This window comes from Vibrio sp. QJM3NY_21, from assembly GCF_057785975.1.
In genome coordinates this window covers 253,055-272,667 of the sequence record NZ_CM173514.1, presented here as the reverse complement: position 1 = coordinate 272,667, position 19,613 = coordinate 253,055, and the positions used below count along the sequence as shown (strand labels likewise).

The 19,613-nt window shown below is 44.5% G+C and carries 20 protein-coding genes; 13 read left to right on the top strand and 7 right to left on the bottom strand.

Annotated elements, in window-relative coordinates; translation table 11 throughout:
* Positions 1 to 34 precede the first annotated feature (34 nt).
* Positions 35 to 526, bottom strand: coding sequence for a DUF2798 domain-containing protein (locus AC3CID_RS17075; protein ID WP_488527758.1), 492 nt, complete (start codon positions 524 to 526; stop codon positions 35 to 37).
* Between the two features lie 97 nt (positions 527 to 623).
* Here AC3CID_RS17075 and AC3CID_RS17070 point away from each other — a divergent pair, with 97 nt between their 5' ends.
* Entirely contained in the window at positions 624 to 1,049 is a 426-nt protein-coding gene (locus AC3CID_RS17070; protein WP_010428472.1) for a MarR family winged helix-turn-helix transcriptional regulator, read from the top strand.
* Between the two features lie 196 nt (positions 1,050 to 1,245).
* On the opposite strand, the gene AC3CID_RS17065 is transcribed toward AC3CID_RS17070, so the two are convergent.
* Both AC3CID_RS17065 and AC3CID_RS17060 read right to left on the bottom strand, forming a co-directional pair.
* Entirely contained in the window at positions 1,246 to 2,307 is a 1,062-nt protein-coding gene (locus AC3CID_RS17065) for an MBL fold metallo-hydrolase (protein ID WP_488527757.1), read from the bottom strand.
* Positions 2,308 to 2,473: 166 nt separating this feature from the next.
* A complete protein-coding gene (locus tag AC3CID_RS17060) occupies positions 2,474 to 4,258 on the bottom strand; it encodes an SgrR family transcriptional regulator (RefSeq protein ID WP_488527756.1) in 1,785 nt (594 codons plus the stop codon).
* Between the two features lie 602 nt (positions 4,259 to 4,860).
* Here AC3CID_RS17060 and rimK point away from each other — a divergent pair.
* Both rimK and AC3CID_RS17050 read left to right on the top strand, forming a co-directional pair.
* A complete protein-coding gene (gene rimK / locus AC3CID_RS17055) occupies positions 4,861 to 5,766 on the top strand; it encodes a 30S ribosomal protein S6--L-glutamate ligase (protein ID WP_488527755.1) in 906 nt (301 codons plus the stop codon).
* A gap of 32 nt (positions 5,767 to 5,798) precedes the next feature.
* Positions 5,799 to 6,227 (top strand): ATP-dependent zinc protease family protein, encoded by a 429-nt coding sequence (locus AC3CID_RS17050; protein ID WP_004733090.1) that lies wholly within the window; start codon positions 5,799 to 5,801, stop codon positions 6,225 to 6,227.
* 75 nt (positions 6,228 to 6,302) lie between these two features.
* Here the strand turns inward: AC3CID_RS17050 and AC3CID_RS17045 are convergent, their stop codons facing one another.
* Positions 6,303 to 7,091 (bottom strand): MBL fold metallo-hydrolase, encoded by a 789-nt coding sequence (locus tag AC3CID_RS17045; RefSeq protein ID WP_488527754.1) that lies wholly within the window; start codon positions 7,089 to 7,091, stop codon positions 6,303 to 6,305.
* Positions 7,092 to 7,494: 403 nt separating this feature from the next.
* Here AC3CID_RS17045 and AC3CID_RS17040 point away from each other — a divergent pair, with 403 nt between their 5' ends.
* The 7 genes from AC3CID_RS17040 to AC3CID_RS17010 all read left to right on the top strand — a co-directional run bounded on the left by AC3CID_RS17040 (position 7,495) and on the right by AC3CID_RS17010 (position 14,651).
* Entirely contained in the window at positions 7,495 to 8,097 is a 603-nt protein-coding gene (locus AC3CID_RS17040) for a 2OG-Fe(II) oxygenase (RefSeq protein WP_488527753.1), read from the top strand.
* Between the two features lie 287 nt (positions 8,098 to 8,384).
* The gene (locus AC3CID_RS17035; protein ID WP_488527752.1) at positions 8,385 to 9,677 is read left to right on the top strand and encodes an extracellular solute-binding protein; all 1,293 of its coding nucleotides are present in this window, start codon (positions 8,385 to 8,387) and stop codon (positions 9,675 to 9,677) included.
* 239 nt (positions 9,678 to 9,916) lie between these two features.
* Positions 9,917 to 10,798 carry an ABC transporter permease subunit gene (locus tag AC3CID_RS17030; protein ID WP_114635615.1) on the top strand — a complete coding sequence of 294 codons (882 nt, stop codon included), beginning with the start codon at positions 9,917 to 9,919 and terminating at the stop codon, positions 10,796 to 10,798.
* Positions 10,799 to 10,836: 38 nt separating this feature from the next.
* Complete coding sequence (gene ugpE / locus AC3CID_RS17025) at positions 10,837 to 11,679, top strand: sn-glycerol-3-phosphate ABC transporter permease UgpE (RefSeq protein ID WP_012601047.1); 843 nt, start codon at positions 10,837 to 10,839, stop codon at positions 11,677 to 11,679.
* The gene (locus AC3CID_RS17020) at positions 11,669 to 12,979 is read left to right on the top strand and encodes a sn-glycerol-3-phosphate import ATP-binding protein UgpC (protein ID WP_114635616.1); all 1,311 of its coding nucleotides are present in this window, start codon (positions 11,669 to 11,671) and stop codon (positions 12,977 to 12,979) included. Before ugpE ends, AC3CID_RS17020 begins: the two co-directional genes overlap by 11 nt.
* Positions 12,980 to 13,035: 56 nt before the next feature.
* Positions 13,036 to 13,755, top strand: a complete 720-nt coding sequence (locus AC3CID_RS17015; RefSeq protein ID WP_114635617.1) for a glycerophosphodiester phosphodiesterase family protein — start codon at positions 13,036 to 13,038, stop codon at positions 13,753 to 13,755.
* A gap of 158 nt (positions 13,756 to 13,913) precedes the next feature.
* Positions 13,914 to 14,651 (top strand): sulfite exporter TauE/SafE family protein, encoded by a 738-nt coding sequence (locus AC3CID_RS17010; protein ID WP_114635618.1) that lies wholly within the window; start codon positions 13,914 to 13,916, stop codon positions 14,649 to 14,651.
* Between the two features lie 77 nt (positions 14,652 to 14,728).
* Here AC3CID_RS17010 and AC3CID_RS17005 read toward each other — a convergent pair whose 3' ends face one another.
* Positions 14,729 to 15,508, bottom strand: a complete 780-nt coding sequence (locus AC3CID_RS17005) for a L,D-transpeptidase family protein (protein WP_114635619.1) — start codon at positions 15,506 to 15,508, stop codon at positions 14,729 to 14,731.
* A gap of 2 nt (positions 15,509 to 15,510) precedes the next feature.
* A complete protein-coding gene (locus AC3CID_RS17000; protein ID WP_054548424.1) occupies positions 15,511 to 15,993 on the bottom strand; it encodes a GNAT family N-acetyltransferase in 483 nt (160 codons plus the stop codon).
* 209 nt (positions 15,994 to 16,202) lie between these two features.
* Between AC3CID_RS17000 and AC3CID_RS16995 the strand changes: the two genes are divergently transcribed.
* The 3 genes from AC3CID_RS16995 (at position 16,203) to grxB (ending at position 18,472) form a co-directional block, all read left to right on the top strand.
* Positions 16,203 to 17,183 carry a Gfo/Idh/MocA family protein gene (locus tag AC3CID_RS16995; protein ID WP_488527751.1) on the top strand — a complete coding sequence of 327 codons (981 nt, stop codon included), beginning with the start codon at positions 16,203 to 16,205 and terminating at the stop codon, positions 17,181 to 17,183.
* A 164-nt stretch (positions 17,184 to 17,347) separates the two neighbouring features.
* The gene (locus AC3CID_RS16990; RefSeq protein WP_488527750.1) at positions 17,348 to 17,506 is read left to right on the top strand and encodes a hypothetical protein; all 159 of its coding nucleotides are present in this window, start codon (positions 17,348 to 17,350) and stop codon (positions 17,504 to 17,506) included.
* A 333-nt stretch (positions 17,507 to 17,839) separates the two neighbouring features.
* A complete protein-coding gene (grxB, locus tag AC3CID_RS16985; RefSeq protein ID WP_488527749.1) occupies positions 17,840 to 18,472 on the top strand; it encodes a glutaredoxin 2 in 633 nt (210 codons plus the stop codon).
* 150 nt (positions 18,473 to 18,622) lie between these two features.
* On the opposite strand, the gene ppsR is transcribed toward grxB, so the two are convergent.
* Positions 18,623 to 19,456, bottom strand: coding sequence for a posphoenolpyruvate synthetase regulatory kinase/phosphorylase PpsR (gene ppsR / locus AC3CID_RS16980; protein ID WP_017069200.1), 834 nt, complete (start codon positions 19,454 to 19,456; stop codon positions 18,623 to 18,625).
* Between the last annotated feature and the right edge of the window lie 157 nt (positions 19,457 to 19,613).

Below are 19,613 nucleotides of genomic sequence, written 5' to 3'. Positions count from 1 at the left end.
GTGGATCTCCTACAATACTTAAAAAGTGTGTTGGCTAGCTCTTCATGAATCGTTCGAGCTTAGGTTTAACCGTCATCGACATCACGACCATGATCGTAAGGCCAATAGGAAGCGCAGCAATAAATCCATTAAACCATCCACTGGTAAACGCCGATGTATCCGAAAATCCAATGTTATTTGCCGCTGTTACCAATGCCATGATGGACTCCATGATAAAAGCCATAATCAATCCCACGATTAGGTTGCGATCTTTCTCACCATAATTGGGTAATACCTTGGCGACCAACTTAGTCACCAAAGTCATCATCACCATGCCAATTGGCATCATAATCACGACAACTAGGGCTAACGAAGAGAGCCATTTGCCGATGAATGCCTCACCGAATCCGACATTCATGTAGGTCATCACGGCCGTTAAGCTGCCGCCAATGGTTAGCATTAAGCTCATCATGACCATAATTTTGTATAAAACGGGTGTGCCTTTTTGCTCAGGAAGAGTTGGCGTTAGTGTTGCTTGAATCGTCATATCTATTTCCTGCCTTGAATTTACGAACAATTAAGTTGATAATGTCAACTATAAATATAGTGGTTGATATTGTCAACTACTTTCCTGAGGATCGTTTATGTCTGATAACACATCGCTAGAGTCTATCTTTCGCTTAGTGCACTCTTTGAAACGTCAAATGAGCGAGCAGATTGAGAGCTTGGACTCTGACATCGCGCCAATGAATATTCGTGTAATGAAGATCATTACCAAGAAGTCTCCATGTACTTCTATTGATATTGCACACTTCCTAAACCGCGATAAGGCGCAAGTCACTAGGCTCGTTAACGCGTTGATCAGTCAGGAACTTGTGAAGAAATCGCCTAATCCCGAAGACAAGCGAAGCCAGTTATTGGTTCTGACCGATAAGGGTCAAGAGATCATGAGTAAGGTATCGAATATTGACCGAGAGATGCTGCAGAGAATGACCAAAGGCATGGCCGACGATGAGTTAGAACAGTTTCGAAAAATCGCGAGCAAGATGGCTCACAATCTAGAAAACTGATCTAGAGAATGAGTGATTAGAAATAGATCGGCTCTTTGAAACAAAGCCGATCTTTAGAAAGATGAAAAAAACGCCACCGAATCGTACGATCGGTGGCGTTTTTTGTATGAGCTGATTTGATATAGATTAGCAGTATGGCTACCTCTAACTTAGATGACCGTTTTAATTAGATGCCAGTTCTAATTAGGTAACAGCTCTAATTCGATGCTAGTTTCCACCACGCTTGAACGGGTACTGGCTCTGCGATCACTAGGCGTTCACCCATCACAGGGCTCACCATTTGCACGTCTCGCTCTTTGCTTATCGTCAGTGCTTGCTCCATTGGGTCTTGCCAATCGTGCATAGAAAGGTCAAACGTGCTGTTGTGGATTGGCATCATCACCTTACCCTGAAGGTCAATGTGCGCTTGAACGCTTTGCTCTGGGAACATATGAATATCCGCCCAAAGTGAGTTATACGCGCCCGTTTCAACCATGGTTAAATCAAACGGTCCGAAACGCTCACCAATCTCTTTAAAGCCGTTGAAGTAACCAGAGTCACCGCTAAAGAAGACTTTCTTATCTGAAGCGTTAATGACCCAACTCCCCCACAGTGTTTGGTCACGATCAAGTAAGCCACGCCCAGAAAAATGTTGTGTCGGCGTCAAAGTGAACTCGATATCAGCAACGGTTGCCGACCCCCACCAGTTCAACTCAATGATCTTTGCTTTATCCACGCCCCACTTTTCTAGTAGAGCACCGACTCTGAGTGGCACCAAAAATGTCCCTACTTTGTCTGCTAATACCTTTACGGCACCTTTGTCTAAATGGTCGTAGTGATCGTGGCTGATCACTACCACATCAATATCAGGCAGTTCTTGTAATGAGATTGGTGTTGGATGGAAGCGCTTTGGCCCCATCCATTGCACTGGCGATGCGCGATCACTGAACACAGGATCAGTCATCACTAGCTTGCCATCCAGCTTCATCATCACGCTAGAGTGACCCAAGCGGTAAGCAACATCGTCTTGTTCTTCGATCAGTTGCTCGGCTGTCATCGGTTTCAGAGGCAATGCAGCTCGTGGCACCGGCTCATTCCTTTCCACAGTCACGTAAGCTTTCAAGATTGAAAAAATATCAGACATACCCGATTTGTATTCCAACTCACTGTTAATAAACTTCTTCGGAAGCTTATCTAGATTGTCGTTTGATTGTGAACCTGTGCTTACGATAGCGACCACGGCAAGTACTCCTAAAATCGGTAATAGATATTTTTTCATTGGTATCTCTTTAATCATTGGGTCTATCCCAACGCAAAAACTACACTGATTAGTTTACATATCAAAACGAAAAAAGTAAACCGGTTAGTGTAATTTATATTTTGGCTATATGTGGACCTGCCGAGATCGGCTAGAAAAGAATAGTGAATCTATTTAGTTAGAAATATTAATCCGCAGACCATACATTCTTGAAATCTGGCCAACCCCAGTTCGTGATGGCGACATTCTTCAGAATACCTTGGAAACGCACGGTTTGTAGGTGATGGAACATAGGCACTAACCAATAATCCGAGATCAGCGTCGATGCAACGGGCTCCAACTCTGCCAAGTAATTCGGCAGTTCAACCGATGCCTTATGATGATCTAAGCGCTGCTTCAGCCAATCGCTGTTCATCTCTCCTAGTGCAGAGTGCAAAACAGGATCATTAATCAACCACGAGAACAGTGAAGAAGGTGCATTGTCATCGAGATTGAGGTTACACAACACCAAGTCTTCTTTAAGGTCACCACTCTGAGATAGCTGAGCCAGTTCTCGAAAACTGTAGGTATTTACCTCAACTTCGACACCATATCGTTTCAATATGTCAGATACACAAATAGCACATCTATATAGGGCGTAGTAATTGTAAACGGCTATGGTCATCTTTTTAGGTAATTGAACTTCTTTCGACGGCGTTCGATACAACTTTTGCCAGCTTGGCAATATATTCTGAGCCAAAGACACGCTGAACAACCCTTGATTTTGTTCCAATTGAGACAAAATAGCTTGCGGACTGGCGAGCCCGGAGAGGTATTTACGCTGCTCATCGCTCAACGAGTTTGCCGTTGAGTTCTGATTGAACAGGATAAACAAACAGCCATCTTCGATCCGGCTACGAAGGCCATCAGTCTCTGTAGACACCAGCTCCGCATCGCTTTTTCCGAGTTGATGAAAACAAGACGAGTCTTCATAAGGTGACACTTGCATTTGGCTGTCATCAAAACGAGCACTGCCCGACATTGATTCTTCAAATTGCCAAATGGTGACCTCATCCGTTAAAGAACGACAGCCATAATAATGTTCAAATGCCGCGAGTTTGATACGTTCATTATTGGTCTCAACCACTTTGAAGGGCCCTGTTCCAATAACAGCATGAGATACCGAATTGAATGGCGATGGCTCACGGGTCACTTGCGCAGCAGGTTGAATTGAATACTTAACGCCAGCAAGCAAGCCAGCAAAACCAGTATCGGCCTTGGTCAGTTGGAAGCTGATCCTTAACGGCTGCTCACTGTAAACCGAAGCAACATGAGCTAGCTCTGTCTGATAGAAAGGTAGCGGTTGTAAAGCGGTAAACAACGATACTAGCTGTTTGGCGTCGACGGGTTGACCATCGTGAAAAGTGAGACCGGGGCGCAAATAGAAAGTCCAAACCAACTTCTCAGAATCATATTCCCAATGGTGCGCCAGTTCAGGCTTCAACTTGCCCTTGCCATTACAAGTGACTAGGCAACTGAACACTTGCCTGATCAAAAACCGTTCACTACTGCGGTGAATATGATGCGGGAACAAGTCCTCAAACTTACGTTTGTAAGTTAATTGAACGTGCAGTAACCCTTCTCGAATCGTCGCACCGGAAGTTTCTTGGAGAAGAGCGCCAAATACAGCCCGGTCATCTTCCAAAATAGAAAGTGCTTTTTCGTATTTGCCCTGCTCTATCAGTTTACTGGCAACATGTTGAGTCATTTCTTGATTGCTAAAACGCAATGTCAGGTTAGAACGCTGATTCCGTCCCACTTTAGGCTCCCACACTACCCACTCAGCCTGATGCATCTTGCCTAACAAGGTTCGTGCATGGCGCAAACTAGTAAACAGCTTGTCTGCAACCTCAGTTAGGGTAACCGAATGTGAGATGTTAGGCTCGAACGAATCCAGCCTTGTGTAGTAACGCATCATGTTTAGATCAGACAAATAATAAACCTTTTAGAAATAATCTTTCCTCATAAAGCCAATTATAAAACACATTTGTCTTAAAGTGACGATAAAAGACAAAAACAGGAACGCTTTAATAAAAACCCATCTGTTTATTACTTCCTATTAAATAACCATAATTAGTAGGTCAGCAAGGAACTCAAAGTTCCTACCAAAGCCTAATACAAGAGAAGTAATCATCATGAGAAAATACTATCTTAATAAGCTTAAAAGCACCTGTAGCAAGCTCGAAAGAGAAGCACTACGAACACTTATAGAGCTATGTAACTGGCGTTATTAGTACACTTTTAAACACCGAGTTAACGCGAGTTGAGTACAACCTAATAGGCTCCTACCCCCAATATGAGTTAGGCCTCAACTCGCTTTTCCATTCAAAACTCCCTCTAAACCCTGTTGTACCAATAGCTCACACACTTAATAAATTTCCGTTATCGACTCGACAAATTTAATTCGTTTTCTTAGTTAAACGAAAAGCCTTAAGGTTCGCCCCGAAGCAAGCAAAGAGCCTCAGAAAAACTGAAAGCTCAGCTAACAACTCATTTATTTGCAGTTACCAATCAGGTATTAACTAAGGAAACGCCATGCGTATCGCAATTCTTTCTCGCAACGAAAATCTATACTCTACTTCTCGCTTAAAAGCAGCAGGTGAAGCTCGTGGTCACCAGGTCGATGTTATCGACACGCTGCACTGTGATATAGATATCGCGAGTAACAATCCGAAGATTCGCTACATGGGTGAAGAGCTACCTCAATACGATGCTGTTATTCCACGTATTGGCGCTTCCATTACCTTTTACGGCACTGCGGTTGTTCGCCAATTCGAAATGATGGGTACTTTTTGTATCAATGAGTCAGTGGCTATTAGTCGTTCTCGCGACAAACTGCGCTCACTACAACTGTTATCTCGTAAAGGTATTGGCTTACCAAAAACAGGTTTCGCTAGCCGCCCAGACAAGATTCAAGACTTGATCAAAAACGTAGGTGGCGCGCCACTGGTTATCAAGCTTCTTGAAGGCACTCAAGGTATCGGTGTTGTTCTAGCAGAAACAAACAAAGCAGCTGAAAGCGTTATCGAAGCATTCATGGGCCTAAAAGCGAACATATTGGTTCAAGAGTTCATTGAAGAAGCTAATGGCGCAGACATCCGTTGTTTTGTTGTGGGTAACAAGGTTATTGCAGCAATGAAGCGCCAAGCTAGTGAGGGTGAATTCCGCTCTAACCTGCACCGTGGCGGTACAGCTCAACTGGTTAAACTAACCAAAGAAGAGCGCGCAACAGCGATCAATGCAGCTAAAATCATGGGGTTAAACCTATGTGGTGTCGATATTCTACAATCTAAGAATGGCCCTGTTGTAATGGAAGTGAACTCTTCTCCAGGCTTAGAAGGTATAGAGAAAGCGACAGGCAAAGATGTAGCAGATATGATTTTCGGATTCATCGAGAAAAATGCAAAACCAAACGCTAACCGTACTCGTGGCAAAGGCTGATTAAACGCCGTTTACTCATGATTGGAAAAAACATGAACAATAAAATGATCATAGGGAATACAGAAGCACTTTGCTTACCAGAGTTAGGGATAACTGGACTACATACGCGTGTTGATACAGGGGCTCAAACCTCTTCTCTGCACGTAGACAATCTACTATGTGTAAAAACAGACGGTGAAAACTTCGTTGAGTTCGATCTTCACCCAGACGTTTACCACCTAGAAGAGACTGTGCGCTGCAAGGCGAAGCTGAAAACGAGTAAAAGAATCAAATCATCTAACGGCGAAGTTGAACATCGTTGTGTGATTGAAACCATGCTAAAAATCGGTGGTCAAGAATGGCCTATCGATATCACGCTAAGCAACCGTCAGGATATGACTTATATGATGCTGCTTGGTCGTCAAGGCATGAGTGACAAAGTGATTGTTGACCCAGCAGGTGAGTTTCTAATTTCTCACTAATTGAACTGCTCCACAGCTCAAATAGTGAGTCAACAACACACACTAATAAAGGCCAGTCTTTGAGACTGGCCTTTATTATTTATGGCAATTTTTTTTATCTTTAAATCCAAACCGCCAAACAGATTTAACCAAACCTTTGAGTTTGATTTTAGTCACTCGCCAATGTGTCACTGGCCTTCTTGGTGCACTCATCAACAGATGTTCAAACGCTTGCTCATTCAAATTCACTTGTCCCCCATGCGCCACCAGCAAGGTATCGAGCTTCATGTCATAAATGCGCGATACTGACGCTCGATACTTATTAGGGTGAAAGATAGGAAACGGCGGAATCAGCTTCTTCTTAACCTCGACCATTAGGTCTGCCACATAGGCAACGCTGTGAGATGGGCAATAAACCGAAAGATCTCTGTCGGTATGACCTGGCGTTTCTAGAACTAGCCAGTCATCAAACCCCGGGATGCTATCCCCATCAGACAGCTTATAGTCCGGCTTCAACTTTCTTGAATACCATAGGTTTGCTTTGGGCTTACCCAATCGGTTTGCCATCCACCGTGCCAATGCCAGATCGGTCAAATGCATCAATATGCCATCGATGCCGTGGTACCAATCCTTATCTCGATTTGCTGCAACCAAATTACAATTCGTGAGCTTTCTGAGTTTGTGCGCTGCCCCTGCGTGGTCTGGATGCATGTGCGTAACAACCACTGTGTGTAGGTCGCTAAATTCACGGCCAAGATCATCTTCAATGAAAACTTTAAGATGCGGGATGTCGGCTCGGCACGCACCATCAAGTAACAACAACCTGTCAGGGTACTCTACGAGATACATGTCTTGGATATAGCCTTTAATGGTATGCAGCTGCAAACCCACTCCTTGTGATAAAACAACTGGTCAGACCTATACAATAGCAAACCCACCTTCAATTGTGATCATTTTGTTAAAATTAACAATCTAAAACCAGATAGATTGCTCGCATCTAGATTTCCATTGGTATCCACTAAATTATTCAAATCCAACGTTACTCAAAACCAATGTTACCCAAGTCCAATTTAACTCAGAACAATGAAGATACATTACAAAGACGAGCATCAATTCCATCCGATATTTTTCAGCATTATCGAATGCTTACATTACCGAAAACCTTGCTCAACAAGCCTTGCGCTTTAAGCACTGAGCATCATTTGTCGTGACGACAAAACATGTGATTTGGCGACCTGAGTTATTCGGACTATATATGCGCCTCTAATTTATTGTCTGAGTGCTATACATGAACCAATTGATCGATGCTCTTTCTACCCAAGGTTATTTTGTTTGGGACGACTTCTTAACTCACGAAGAAGTGGTGGCATTGAGGGATTGCATTCCAGAAAACTGGAAAAAGGCTAGGATTGGCCGTAATGATGAAGTAACGCGAGAGTCGGCCATCCGTAGTGACAAAATTCAGTGGGTGCGCCGCGATATGGGCGAACCCGCATCTTTGTTCCTAGATAAAATGGAACAAATCCGTTTAGAAGCAAACCAAGCGTTCTTTCTGGGTCTGTTCGAGTACGAAGCGCACTTTGCGAAATACGAAAAAGGCGACTTCTACCAGAAGCACTTAGACTGCTTCAAAGGCAATGAAAACCGCCGTCTAACTACCGTGTTCTACATGAATGACGAATGGTCTGAGGAAGACGCAGGAGAGCTCGTGGTTTACGATCTAAAAGACAATCACATTGCGACTATTCCACCAAAGTCAGGCCGCTTATCTGTGTTCTTCTCTGAACAGTTCCCACACGAGGTTCTGCCAACCAACACAGAGCGATTCAGTATCGCTGGTTGGTTCCGAATTAACGGCGTGAAAGACAACCAATTGGACATCGCGCACTAAAACTGTATCCACATCGAACCTTCTTCTAAGCCTCTCCATCGAGAGGCTTTTTTATTGAACAACAGTTGTCCAATAAAACGTCTTAAAAACCAAACATGTTCAACATCAAAACCATCAATAACTTTTCTCTTAAATAAAATCGCAACGAATCTTTCATATCAGTGAAACGGTTTAGCCACGTAAGTGAAATATGGCCTGTTCAAGATAGCTTCAAACGACACCCCTACCGTCTCGTTAATACTCTAATTCAATACCTCTACATAGATTTCATCCAAAAGGAAAAGAAGATGAATAAGCTAATTTTGGCAGGCGTTCTTTCCGCAACAGCGGCAATGCCAGCGTTCGCAACGACTCAAGTCACTTGGTGGCACGCAATGGGCGGCCAACTTGGAGAAACCGTCAATAAGATTGCGACTGACTTTAATGCGTCACAAGATGATTACAAGATCACGCCAATCTATAAAGGTTCATACACAGAGACCTTAACAGCGGGTATCGCAGCATATCGAGCAGGCGAAGCTCCTAACATTCTACAAGTATTCGATGCCGGTGCTGCAACCATCATGAACGCTAAAGGCGTCGCCAAACCGGTACAAGATATTCTGGTTGAGTCTGGCTACAACTTTAATTCGAACGACTACCTAGCGGGCGTTCGTAACTTCTATGCAGACAACCAAGGCAAGATGGTTGGTATGCCTTTCAACAGTTCGACACCGGTTCTTTACTACAACAAAGATCTTCTTGCGGAAGTGGGAGCCGAAGCACCTAAAACTTATGAAGAACTCGAAGTGGTTGCTAAGAAACTGACGGCCGAAGGGCACATCGCGTTTTCTCAATCTCTAACGCCATGGATTATGTTCGAGAACTTTAAGTCTCGCCATAACCTACCAGTCTCTGACCAGAACAACGGCTACGACGGCCTGTCCACCAAAATCATGTTCAACACCAAAGATATGATGATGCACGTTAGCAAGATGAAAGAGTGGTCAGATCTAGGTTACTACAAGTATTACGGCAGCGATTGGGATGCAAACCAAACGCCTTTCGAGCGTCAAGAAGTGGCAATGTGGATGGGTTCTTCAGGTTCATTCGGTGGCTTACGTAACCGCGTACCTTTCGAGCTAGGCACAACTTACCTTCCATACTGGAAATCGGTTAACCCAGATGCCGGCTTAACCTTCATTGGTGGTGCCGCTCTGTTTGCATTAAATGGCCATGACCAGAAACAGGACAAAGGTGTTGCCGCGTTCTTTGATTACCTGACAAAGCCTGAAACTCAAGTTTACTGGCACAAAACCACTGGCTATGTACCTGTAACAACTGCTGCCTATGAACTAGCAAAAGAGTCTGGTTACTACAAAGACCAGCCAGATGCAGAAGTGGGCGTAAAGCAGCTTAGCCTGAAATCGGGCGAGTGGACTAAAGGCTACCGCCTAGGTTATTACCCGCAGATCCGTGAAGTGATGCACCGTGAGTTCGATAACATCTTCGCAGGCCGATCTAGTGTCGAGAACAGCCTAAACAAGGTCGAAGATGAGAGCAGCAAACTACTGAAACGCTTCGCTCGAACGATGAACTAATTCTGCTTTTTAGCTAGAGCAGATAACTGAACTAAAGGCTTAACACACCAAAAGCCGTTAATTGCTCCTCACCACTTGTCACTGCGATTAAAAACGTAATGGCAAGGCGTGAGGAGGTTCTTCATTAGCGCCATTTGTTGCTCCAACAACGATAACTCAACGGGATGCATGCCTTGATATCGCGCTAGTGGTAACGGTCGCAAATAGTGGCCACTGTAACTATTTTTAGGGATTACCCTGTGGAACGACGTCAGCAATTCTTTCACTCTCCGCTGCCTTACCTATTTTTGGCGCCTCAGATCCTCATCATTGCCGTTTTCTTTATCTACCCAGCAGCAAAGGCGGTTTACCTTTCATTTATGCTGGAAGACCCTTGGGGCACCTCATCTATATTCGTCTGGTTTGAGAATTACCAAATGCTATTCGAATCGAGCGAGTACCTGAACTCGATTGGATTTACTTTGATGTTCGCGATTGTGGTCTCTTTCTTATCACTTGCCTTGGCTCTGCTGCTTGCCGTGAAAGCCGACAACATCATTCACGGACAAGGCGTATACAAAGTCACCCTCACTTGGGTTTATGCGGTTGCGCCCGCGATAGCAGGCGTTATCGGTGCTTTCTTGTTTAACCCACACATTGGCGTGTTTACCGAAATATTTGCGGTTATAGGTTGGGACTTTAGCTTTCAGACCGATCCTGTTGATGCCACGTTTGCTCTGATTTTGGTGTCCGTGTGGAAACAAGTTTCGGTGAATTTCATCTACTTTCTGGCTGGGCTTCAATCGATCTCTTACGCCGTAAAAGAAGCAGCGATGTTGGATTGTATCAGTGACTCGAAACGTTTCTGGACCATCACTTTCCCACTACTGGCCCCTACTGGCTTCTTTCTGTTGGTCATCAACCTCACCTACTCCTTCTTTGAAACCTTTGGCGTGATAGACACCATGACCAATGGCGGTCCGGGCGGAGGCACAACGTCGTTAGTCTACAAGGTGTATCGAGATGGCTTTGTTGGCGCAGATTTAGGCGGCAGCTCTGCACAGTCTGTTGTGTTGTTACTACTGGTCCTCACTCTTACATTTATCCAGTTTCGCGTTGTAGAAAAGCGTGTTCATTACTAGCCCACGACAGCTAGGTTTTAACGCGACAGGAGTTATTTATGAAAAGTAATAAGGTCTCTGACCACCTAATTTTAATTGCTGGGATGCTGTTTATGTTAGTCCCTATCTGGCTAATCTTTGCCAGTTCAACCCACAATCCAAACACCATTGTCAGCGAAGGCCTGCAATGGCTACCGGGCGATAACTTTACGGCTATTTATAGCGAAGCTTGGAACAAAAGTATGGGCTTCAGTGGCGAAGTCACCGCCAGTAAAATGATCGCCAACTCAATGATCATGGGGCTAGGTTTTGCGATCGGTAAGATCATCATTTCGATGATGGCGGCGTATGCTTTGGTCTACTTTCGACTGCCTTACGCCACGGCGTGGTTTTGGTTGATCTTCGTAACGCTGCTACTGCCATTAGAAGTTCGTATTATCCCTTCCTATGAAGTTGTCGCAGGGCTTGGGCTTCTTAATAGCTACACAGGGTTGATTCTACCTTTGATCGCATCAGCCACCGCGACCTTCTTTTTTAGACAGTTCTTCAAAACCATCCCCGATGAATTGTTAGAAGCCGCCCAGTTAGATAACGCAGGTCCATTTCGATTCTTTGTCGATATCTTGCTGCCTCTATCTAAAACCATGATCGCCGCGATCTTCATCATCATGTTTGTTGTGGGTTGGAACCAATACTTATGGCCGATCATGATGACTACCGATGAAGGCTACAACACCATCGTGATGGGCATAAAACAAGTACTCAACAACATCAATGAAACCAGTTTACCGCGCTATGACTATGCTTTCGCCATGGTGATTTTAGCCATGTTGCCACCCGTTTTAGTGGTGGTTGTATTTCAGCGTTGGTTTGTAAAAGGGCTAGTAGAAAGTGAAAAATAATAACGACACAACTCAAATGAACAATAACCGCATTCAATCACTTGATGAGTACAAGACGTCTCAGCTGCCTTCTCACCAAACTATTCACAAAAATACAGAGGACACCTCGATGCCAAACTTAAAGCAGACGCTAGCGCACAACCAAGCCACTCACGATCGTACGCGTAAAGCTGCCACCATGTTGGGTATCAAAAACTTGGTCAAGACGTATGAAAACGGCCATCAAGCCGTCAAAGGAGTCTCGCTTGATATCGATGAAGGTGAGTTCCTTGTTTTGGTGGGTCCTTCTGGTTGTGGCAAGTCTTCTATTTTGCGATCCATTGCGGGTTTGGAAAGCATCTCTGGTGGCGAGATTCACTTAGGTGGCCGTCGGGTTGATACAGAGAAACCTGCCCTGCGTGATATCGCGATGGTCTTTCAAAATTATGCGCTCTACCCTCACATGACGGTGTACAAAAACCTAGCTTATGGCTTAAAGAATCGAGGAGTCAGTCAGCACCTTATTGAAGAGAAAATTGAGAGAGTTGCCAAAACGCTGAAAATCGAAGAATACCTAGACCGCAAGCCAGCCAAGCTTTCTGGTGGTCAACGTCAACGTGTTGCTATGGGGCGAGCAATCGTTCGCGATCCGCAACTGTTCCTGTTTGACGAACCTTTGTCTAACCTAGATGCCTCACTGCGTGCTCACATGAGATTAGAAATCAAAAAGCTACAACGCGAGCTTGGTGTGACCAGTGTTTACGTCACTCATGATCAAGTTGAAGCCATGACACTGGCTGACAGAATCGTGGTACTCAACAACGGTCAAATAGAGCAAGTAGGAACACCAAGAGAGGTCTACCACCAGCCAGCCAGTACCTTTGTGGCAAGCTTCATTGGCAGCCCAGCGATGAATTTCTTACCAGCAACACTCGACGACGGCTACCTTGAGATTGGCGACCAGCAAATGTACTTGCCCGAATACGCCCACGTAAAAAATACAGCCATCACACTTGGTATTCGCCCAGAACACTCTGAGGTTTGTGCCGATTTAGTCATGAACACGTTGCCGCTTGAATTACGCATCAGCGTGGTTGAGCCTTTAGGGCCAAATCAATTGGTTCATGGCCTTGTAAACGAACAACCCTTTATTGCAGTGACACCCGAAACGACGCTGTGCCAAGCTGTCCCTCTCGGGCTAAGCATCGATAAATCCAACCTGCATATTTTTGACAATCTTGGCAAACGCATTCACCCAAATAACTTCACATCACAGGAGTCACACGAAGATGCGACAAGCTTAACGACGGCTCTAGCTTAATCGAGTACACTGATATTTAATGCGTTTTTACGGTGCGTCTTTAAGAAGGATTAATTATGTCGTCTATCATCGTAGGTCATCGGGGTGTCGCAGGTACTCACCCAGAAAATACCAAAGCAAGCATTGAACAAGCGGCTAAACTCGGCTTGAAATGGATTGAAGTTGATATTCAGCCCACTCAGGATGACCAACTGGTCGTTTGTCACGATCACACGCTTGAGCGCTGCAGCGATGGCAAGGGTCGAGTTGATGAACACACCCTTGCTGAACTGCGTCAGCTCGATTTTGGCCGTTGGAAGTCTGAGCAGTTCGCTGGAGAAAAAATACTGACGTTGGAAGAGTTACTCGCACTTGTTGAGCAGCATGATCTTAGCGTCAACCTCGAAATTAAAGTCGACAGCCGACATCAAGCCCCTTATGTGGTTGATTTGCTGCACGACGAGTTGATTCGCTCAAATCTAGACACCGATAAGGTCTTACTTTCGAGCTTCAGCCATAAGGTGGTTACTGAAATGGCTCGTCATTTACCGAGATATCGAGTGGGAGTAATCACAGAGCAACTGACTCAAGATGATCTTATGCTCATCAATGAGGTCAAAGCGTTCAGCTGTCACATGAACTATGAACACGTTGATCAGATCGATCTTGACACTCTCAACAAAGCGAACATTCAAGCATGGTGCTACACCGTCAATGATCCGTCTCACTTCAAGCTTATCTCAAAAGTAGACGCTGTATTTACTGATTTTCCGAATCAATTTAACCCTATAAATTGACCTCGTAAATACCGAAAAAGCACCCCCGAGAGACTTTAAAATTAACCCTGAAAAACCTGAAAATTAGGTAGCAAACACAAGTGAGTAGGAGTACATTCCGCTACTCACTTGGTTTCACTAGCTCGCCTTATTAGACAGCTTCATTGGTTACTTAATTTATGGATCTCATTTTTAGTCCAACCTTCCCAATTTTGGGTGCAATCTTCATTTTCGCCGCTATTGTTCGTGGCTTCTCAGGTTTTGGTTTCACCTTAGTGGCATTGCCATTGAGTGCGTTATTCGTGCCTGTTATCGAACTGGTTCCTGTTTTCATGCTGATCGACCTGTTAGGCAATATCCAATTGCTGCCGAAGGTTAAACATCACGTAAATTGGCGATGGGTTTCAAAGGTATTTGTCCCTTGTTTGGCCTTCACGCCCGTCGGCTTGCTGTTACTCAAATCCGTTAGCCAAGACACGATCATCTTGATCATCAGTGCCTTCATTTTTGCGTCAGCAATCATGATCTACAAAGGGTTCCAATACAAAAGCGAACCTAGATTTGCTCCCTATATTCTAGGCAGCCTTGCGGGGGTAATGAATGGCGCAGCTTCAATGTCTGGCCCTCCGGTTGGCACGCATGCATTGGCAAGTCCTGTCGCACCACACATTGCCAGAGCCGGCCTGATTGCGTTCTTTGTACTAGCTGATTCTAGCGCCTTTGTTACGGCCTCTATCGCAGGGTTAGTCGATCGTGATGTGGTCTGGCTTACTCTAGCACTCTTACCAAGCAGCATGTTTGGCGGCTATGTCGGTTCAAAATTGTTTGAGAGGTTTGGTGGGGCGAAGTTCAAGCCAGTCACGATTGCACTGCTCATTGTGATTGCTATCTTCAGTGCAGGTCGAGTCATACTGTAACTGGCTCTAGCGCTGATTTCGGCAATTGTTTTCGAGAGTTGTTTTCGAGAATTGTTCAGGAAAATGGGTACCGATAACTACCATTCAATATGGATAGGGGTACCCATTTTTACGAGTTGGATGAACTCATCCATATCTTGATTGGTTAATGCAATACAACCATCCGTCCAATCGAAGCTTTGTATAAAACTAGGTGAACGACGCTCACCATTCTTGATTCCGTGGATCTTGATATTGCCCCCAGGATCAACATCATTTTTTTGTGCCCACTGCATATCTGATGATCGCGGGTAGTTGATATGCACCGAGCGGTAGAAGTCTGATTCTTCCATAACATAGTCGAGCTGGTATTGCCCTTCTGGCGTTCGGTTGTCCCCTTCAAAGCGCTTATGCCCTCTCGGTTGTTTACCTAGCGCAATACGAAATTCCTGAACCACTTCCTCCCCTTTGAGCAGATACATTCTACGTTTAGATTTGTCGACTTTAACTAAGGTGACCACTTGCAATAACGGGTCTATGCCAGAAGACGCGTCAGGTAGAGTGTAAAACTCTTGAGAGGAACTTTGAGGTTGACCTAATGAAGAGCTTTGAGATGGATCTAGTGAAGAGCGTTGAGAAAGCTGGGTGACCTTTTGTTGAGAGTCCCCTTCAAGAGCATCGTCCATAACAATGACATGCTTCGAATTCGAGGTGACCGATGACGTAGGTGTGCGACTAGAATGGGAAGGTGCTGACTCAAATACAATGGTTTCGATAGCGGTCGCATCAGACACAATTTTATCAACGACGAGCTTCTCCGCATAAGCGAGCGAAGTAGAAAAGAGTAAGCATAACGATAAAGGCCAAATCAAACGCACCTTTAAATCTCCTCAAAACGCATGGACATGGTTCGAGATTGAGTTTCCATGCCTAACGACTCATAAAAACCCTGAGCTTGCTGGTTGAACTCCATCACTTCTAACCTAAGCTCGATAGCACCGCTCGCTTGAGCCCACTGATTGAATGACTTCATTAAAGCTCGACCGACACCTTGGCTTTGAACTTGATCGTTAACCACAATAGTATTCACTCTTGCCACCTTATGCGGCTGAATAAAGCTCACCCCTTTGTTTTGTGTCACCTTCCCGGCTAAGAAGCCAACCACTTGTTGCTCATCAGCAGCAACGAAGAAAGCCCCTACAGGATCGATCATCAACCCTAACCAGTACTCTTCACTGTCAGTAAAACCCAATGAAGGTGGCGCAAATACCATCGGAGCACCAAGATGATGTTGACGATTTATCTGCTCTGAGAGCTCTAAGATCGAGCTTATATCAGTGACCTTGGCAGTCCGAATTTGCATATCATTACCTTATTTGAATTCACTAATACCTTAGCAAAAATGACTTCGTTGTGCACCGTTGTACTGGTCAACCCAGACGTTCTGTGAAGGCTGATTATTAATATTAGGCACTATGTTTAGGGAAATTGTTCCGTAAATCTCAGGCACATTGCCAGCCGTTGAGTGCTACTATCTCTGCAGAATCAATACACTAACTATTGGACACCTATATGATTAAGTTTGCTGTAATTGGAACCAATTGGATTACACAAAAGTTTGTTCAAGCTGCTCACGAATCTCAATCAATGCAACTTGCTGCGGTTTACTCTCGAAATCTAGACAGCGCGGCACAGTTCGCCCAAGAGTTTGACGTTGAAACGAGGTATGACTCACTCGACGCATTGGCCAATGACAAAACAGTTGAAGCCGTGTACATCGCTTCACCGAACTCACTCCATTGCGAACAGTCCATCTTGATGATGGAGCACGGCAAACATGTCATCTGTGAAAAGCCTGTCGCATCGAATATTAATGAAGCAACCCGAATGTTTGAGGTTGCTCAGAAGAACGGTGTGGTGATGTTTGAGGCGTACAAATCTCAGTTTCTACCGAACTTTAAGCAAGTTCAACTAGGGTTAGAGAAGATTGGCAAGGTACATAAGGCACACATCAACTACTGCCAGTATTCATCGCGCTACCAAAAATACCTAAACGGCGAGAACCCAAACACCTTCAACCCAGCTTTTTCTAACGGCTCATTGGTCGATATTGGCTTCTACTGTGTTGCCGCGACAGTCGCGTTATTTGGCAAACCTGAAAATGCACAGGCTTCTGCAAAGCTACTGGATTCAGGTGTCGATGCTCATGGCTGTGCGATCTTCCAGTATCCTGAGTTTGACGTAACGCTCGCTCACTCCAAAGTCAGCGACTCTTATGCGCCAAGCGAGATCCAAGGTGAACTAGGAGCGATCATCATCGATCACATCGCTGAATGTACTGACGTTAAGATCCGCTACCGTGATGGTAGTATTGAGAACCTAACTCAAGCGCAAAGCGAAAATTCAATGTGTTACGAGGCGCAAGCCTTTGCAGACTGCATTGGTGGCGATCAAGCAACTCAAACGCAAGCCCAACAGCGCGCTTTAACGGTTGCTAAGTTAATTACAGAGATGCGCCAGCAAGTTGGTGTCGTTTATCCGGCAGACAAATAACATCGCTGAATGAGTTAACAAACTGATTTTTAAGAAATACTGGTTTATGCATAACTAAATTTAATCTTTACGACAAATAACCGGATTAGTTGATTGGGGTGTCATCTGTTTAAATCCGCGTTCGATATCTATCGTATTTATTTAATTTATTGAAGGTGTGTAAAGTGTTTTCAGTTGACGATCGCGTTGTAGCAACAAAAGGTGTTGAGCTTGGTGAAATGGAAGTGACTGGCCTAAGTGCTGGTGGCGGCTACGTTCACGTTACAACGGTAGAAGGCGCAATGACGCTTACTTACCCAGCACAAGACCTTAAAAAAGCATAGTTTAACCACTCTGCTCTTTTAGTAGTCACTCTGCTAAAGGTAACAACATTGAGGCTTTGGCTGACTTCACTCTTCTGCATTAGAGTGAGCCGCCAGAGCCTTTTTTGTGCCCGTTATTTCTCACTAGCCTTCCCATTAGTCTACTCATTACAGTAAAGCCGAATCCAACAGACAATAGAATTAATGAAAGAGCATTTATGCCAAGCACTTATTGTGTATTGTTGATGCTTGCTGTTTATCAGTACTTAGCGTTTATTGACGCTTAATGTTCGTAATACTTTCTGATACATTAGCATCATCTTATACTAATAATGACCATGAATGAGGGAAGCTATGAAGCTTTACATTTACGACCACTGCCCTTTTTGCGCAAGAGTAGCCTACATTGCTCAATCTCTAGGCTTGGACATAGAGCTTGTCTCTGTCGATTATGATGACGCCCAAACGCTTATCGATCTTATCGGTAAAAAGATGGTGCCTGTTTTACAAAAAGACGACGGTTCTATCATGGCTGAGAGCCTAGATATCATCGCATACTTCATGGACTTAAAATCAAGTGACGATCAACGTGAGCCGTCTGAGCAGGCTGCGCTTTTTCAAAGCCGCGCTTTCCCTCTTACTCAACAGATAGGACGCCCACGTTGGTGGAACCTCGACTTGGCTGAATATCGCTCTGCTGGAGCCAAAGAAGCTTGGCGTGTTAGTAAAGAGACCGAAGGCTTTAATTTTGAAGAGCTCTTAGAAAAGACCCCGCAATACGTTCAACTGATTAACCCATTACTGAAAGATGCCGAGCTTTTACTGAATCTAGAGAATGGTGAGTCATCGCTACCTTTGGTTGATCAAGCACTCTATTTCTCAATGCTTCGTGGCTTCTGTGTCGAACCAAGTATCACATGGCCACCAACACTTGAGCGTTGGTTAGAAAAACAGAGTCAAACGTTAGGCATTAAGCTTCTTCGCTAATTTTCTACTTTGCTACTTTGCTACTTTGCTACTTTGCTAAAACATTAGTCGTTAGTCGTTAGTCGTTAGCAACTAGCCTAAACGAAAAATAGAAGCTCCCCGAACCATTGTTCGTACGAGCTTCGATTTTTATGACTCAATTGTCTTTTTCTACAACAAGCGCCTTCTCAACCCTGTTCGCTCCAAGATTCGTGTTGAAATTTCTTCAACCGATAACGAAGACGTGTTGATGTAAGGTATCGCTTCTCGGCGAAACATCGACTCTACCGTTTGCAACTCATACAAGCATTGCGAATCACTCGCGTATTCACTGCCGGCTAAACGGTTCTCTCGAATTTCAGTCAACCTTTCCGCATCAATGGTTAAACCAAACAACTTGTGTCGGTAGATCTCAAATTCGGGTAACAGCTTCAAGCGCGCCAAGTCATCATGAATAAACGGATAGTTCGCTACGCGCAAGCCAAACTGCATCGCCATATACAAGCTTGTCGGTGTCTTACCGCTTCGAGACACACCCAATAGGATGATATCCGCCTCTTCAAGCCCTTTCAGCGTAATGCCATCATCATGAGCTAACGTGTATTCAATCGCAGCAATACGGTCGAAGTACTTCACTGAATCTTTATTAACACTACGTGAGCGCTGCAGCTTAGGCACAGGGGCCATTTGGGTATCGTCTTGCACTTTCTGCACAATACTCTCTAGCACGTCATAACAATGCGCTGGTGCCTCCAAGAGCTTCTGCTTGATGTCTGGAATCACAATCGAAAAAAAGACCAACGGGTGGTTGCCCGTATCACGATACGAAATTTCGATCTCTTTTAATAAATCAGAAAGTTTGTCCTCACTTTCGACAAACGGGAAGGTTTTTTCATTGGCTTCGAATGGGAATTGACCTAGAACAACATGCCCTAAAGTCTCACATGTTATGGCCGTTCCATCAGAAACATAGAATACATCACGACTTTGGATATCAATTTGCATTTTTTATTTAATGTTTAAAATTATTTTGAGTAGGATGGGAACCATAATATATATAACGAAACCCTGCTGACTATTACGTCCCCCACAGCTTTAGAAAATAATTTACATTTTTTTAAACTGATACGTAATCGTTTGCCTTTAAATCCCTACAATGCTT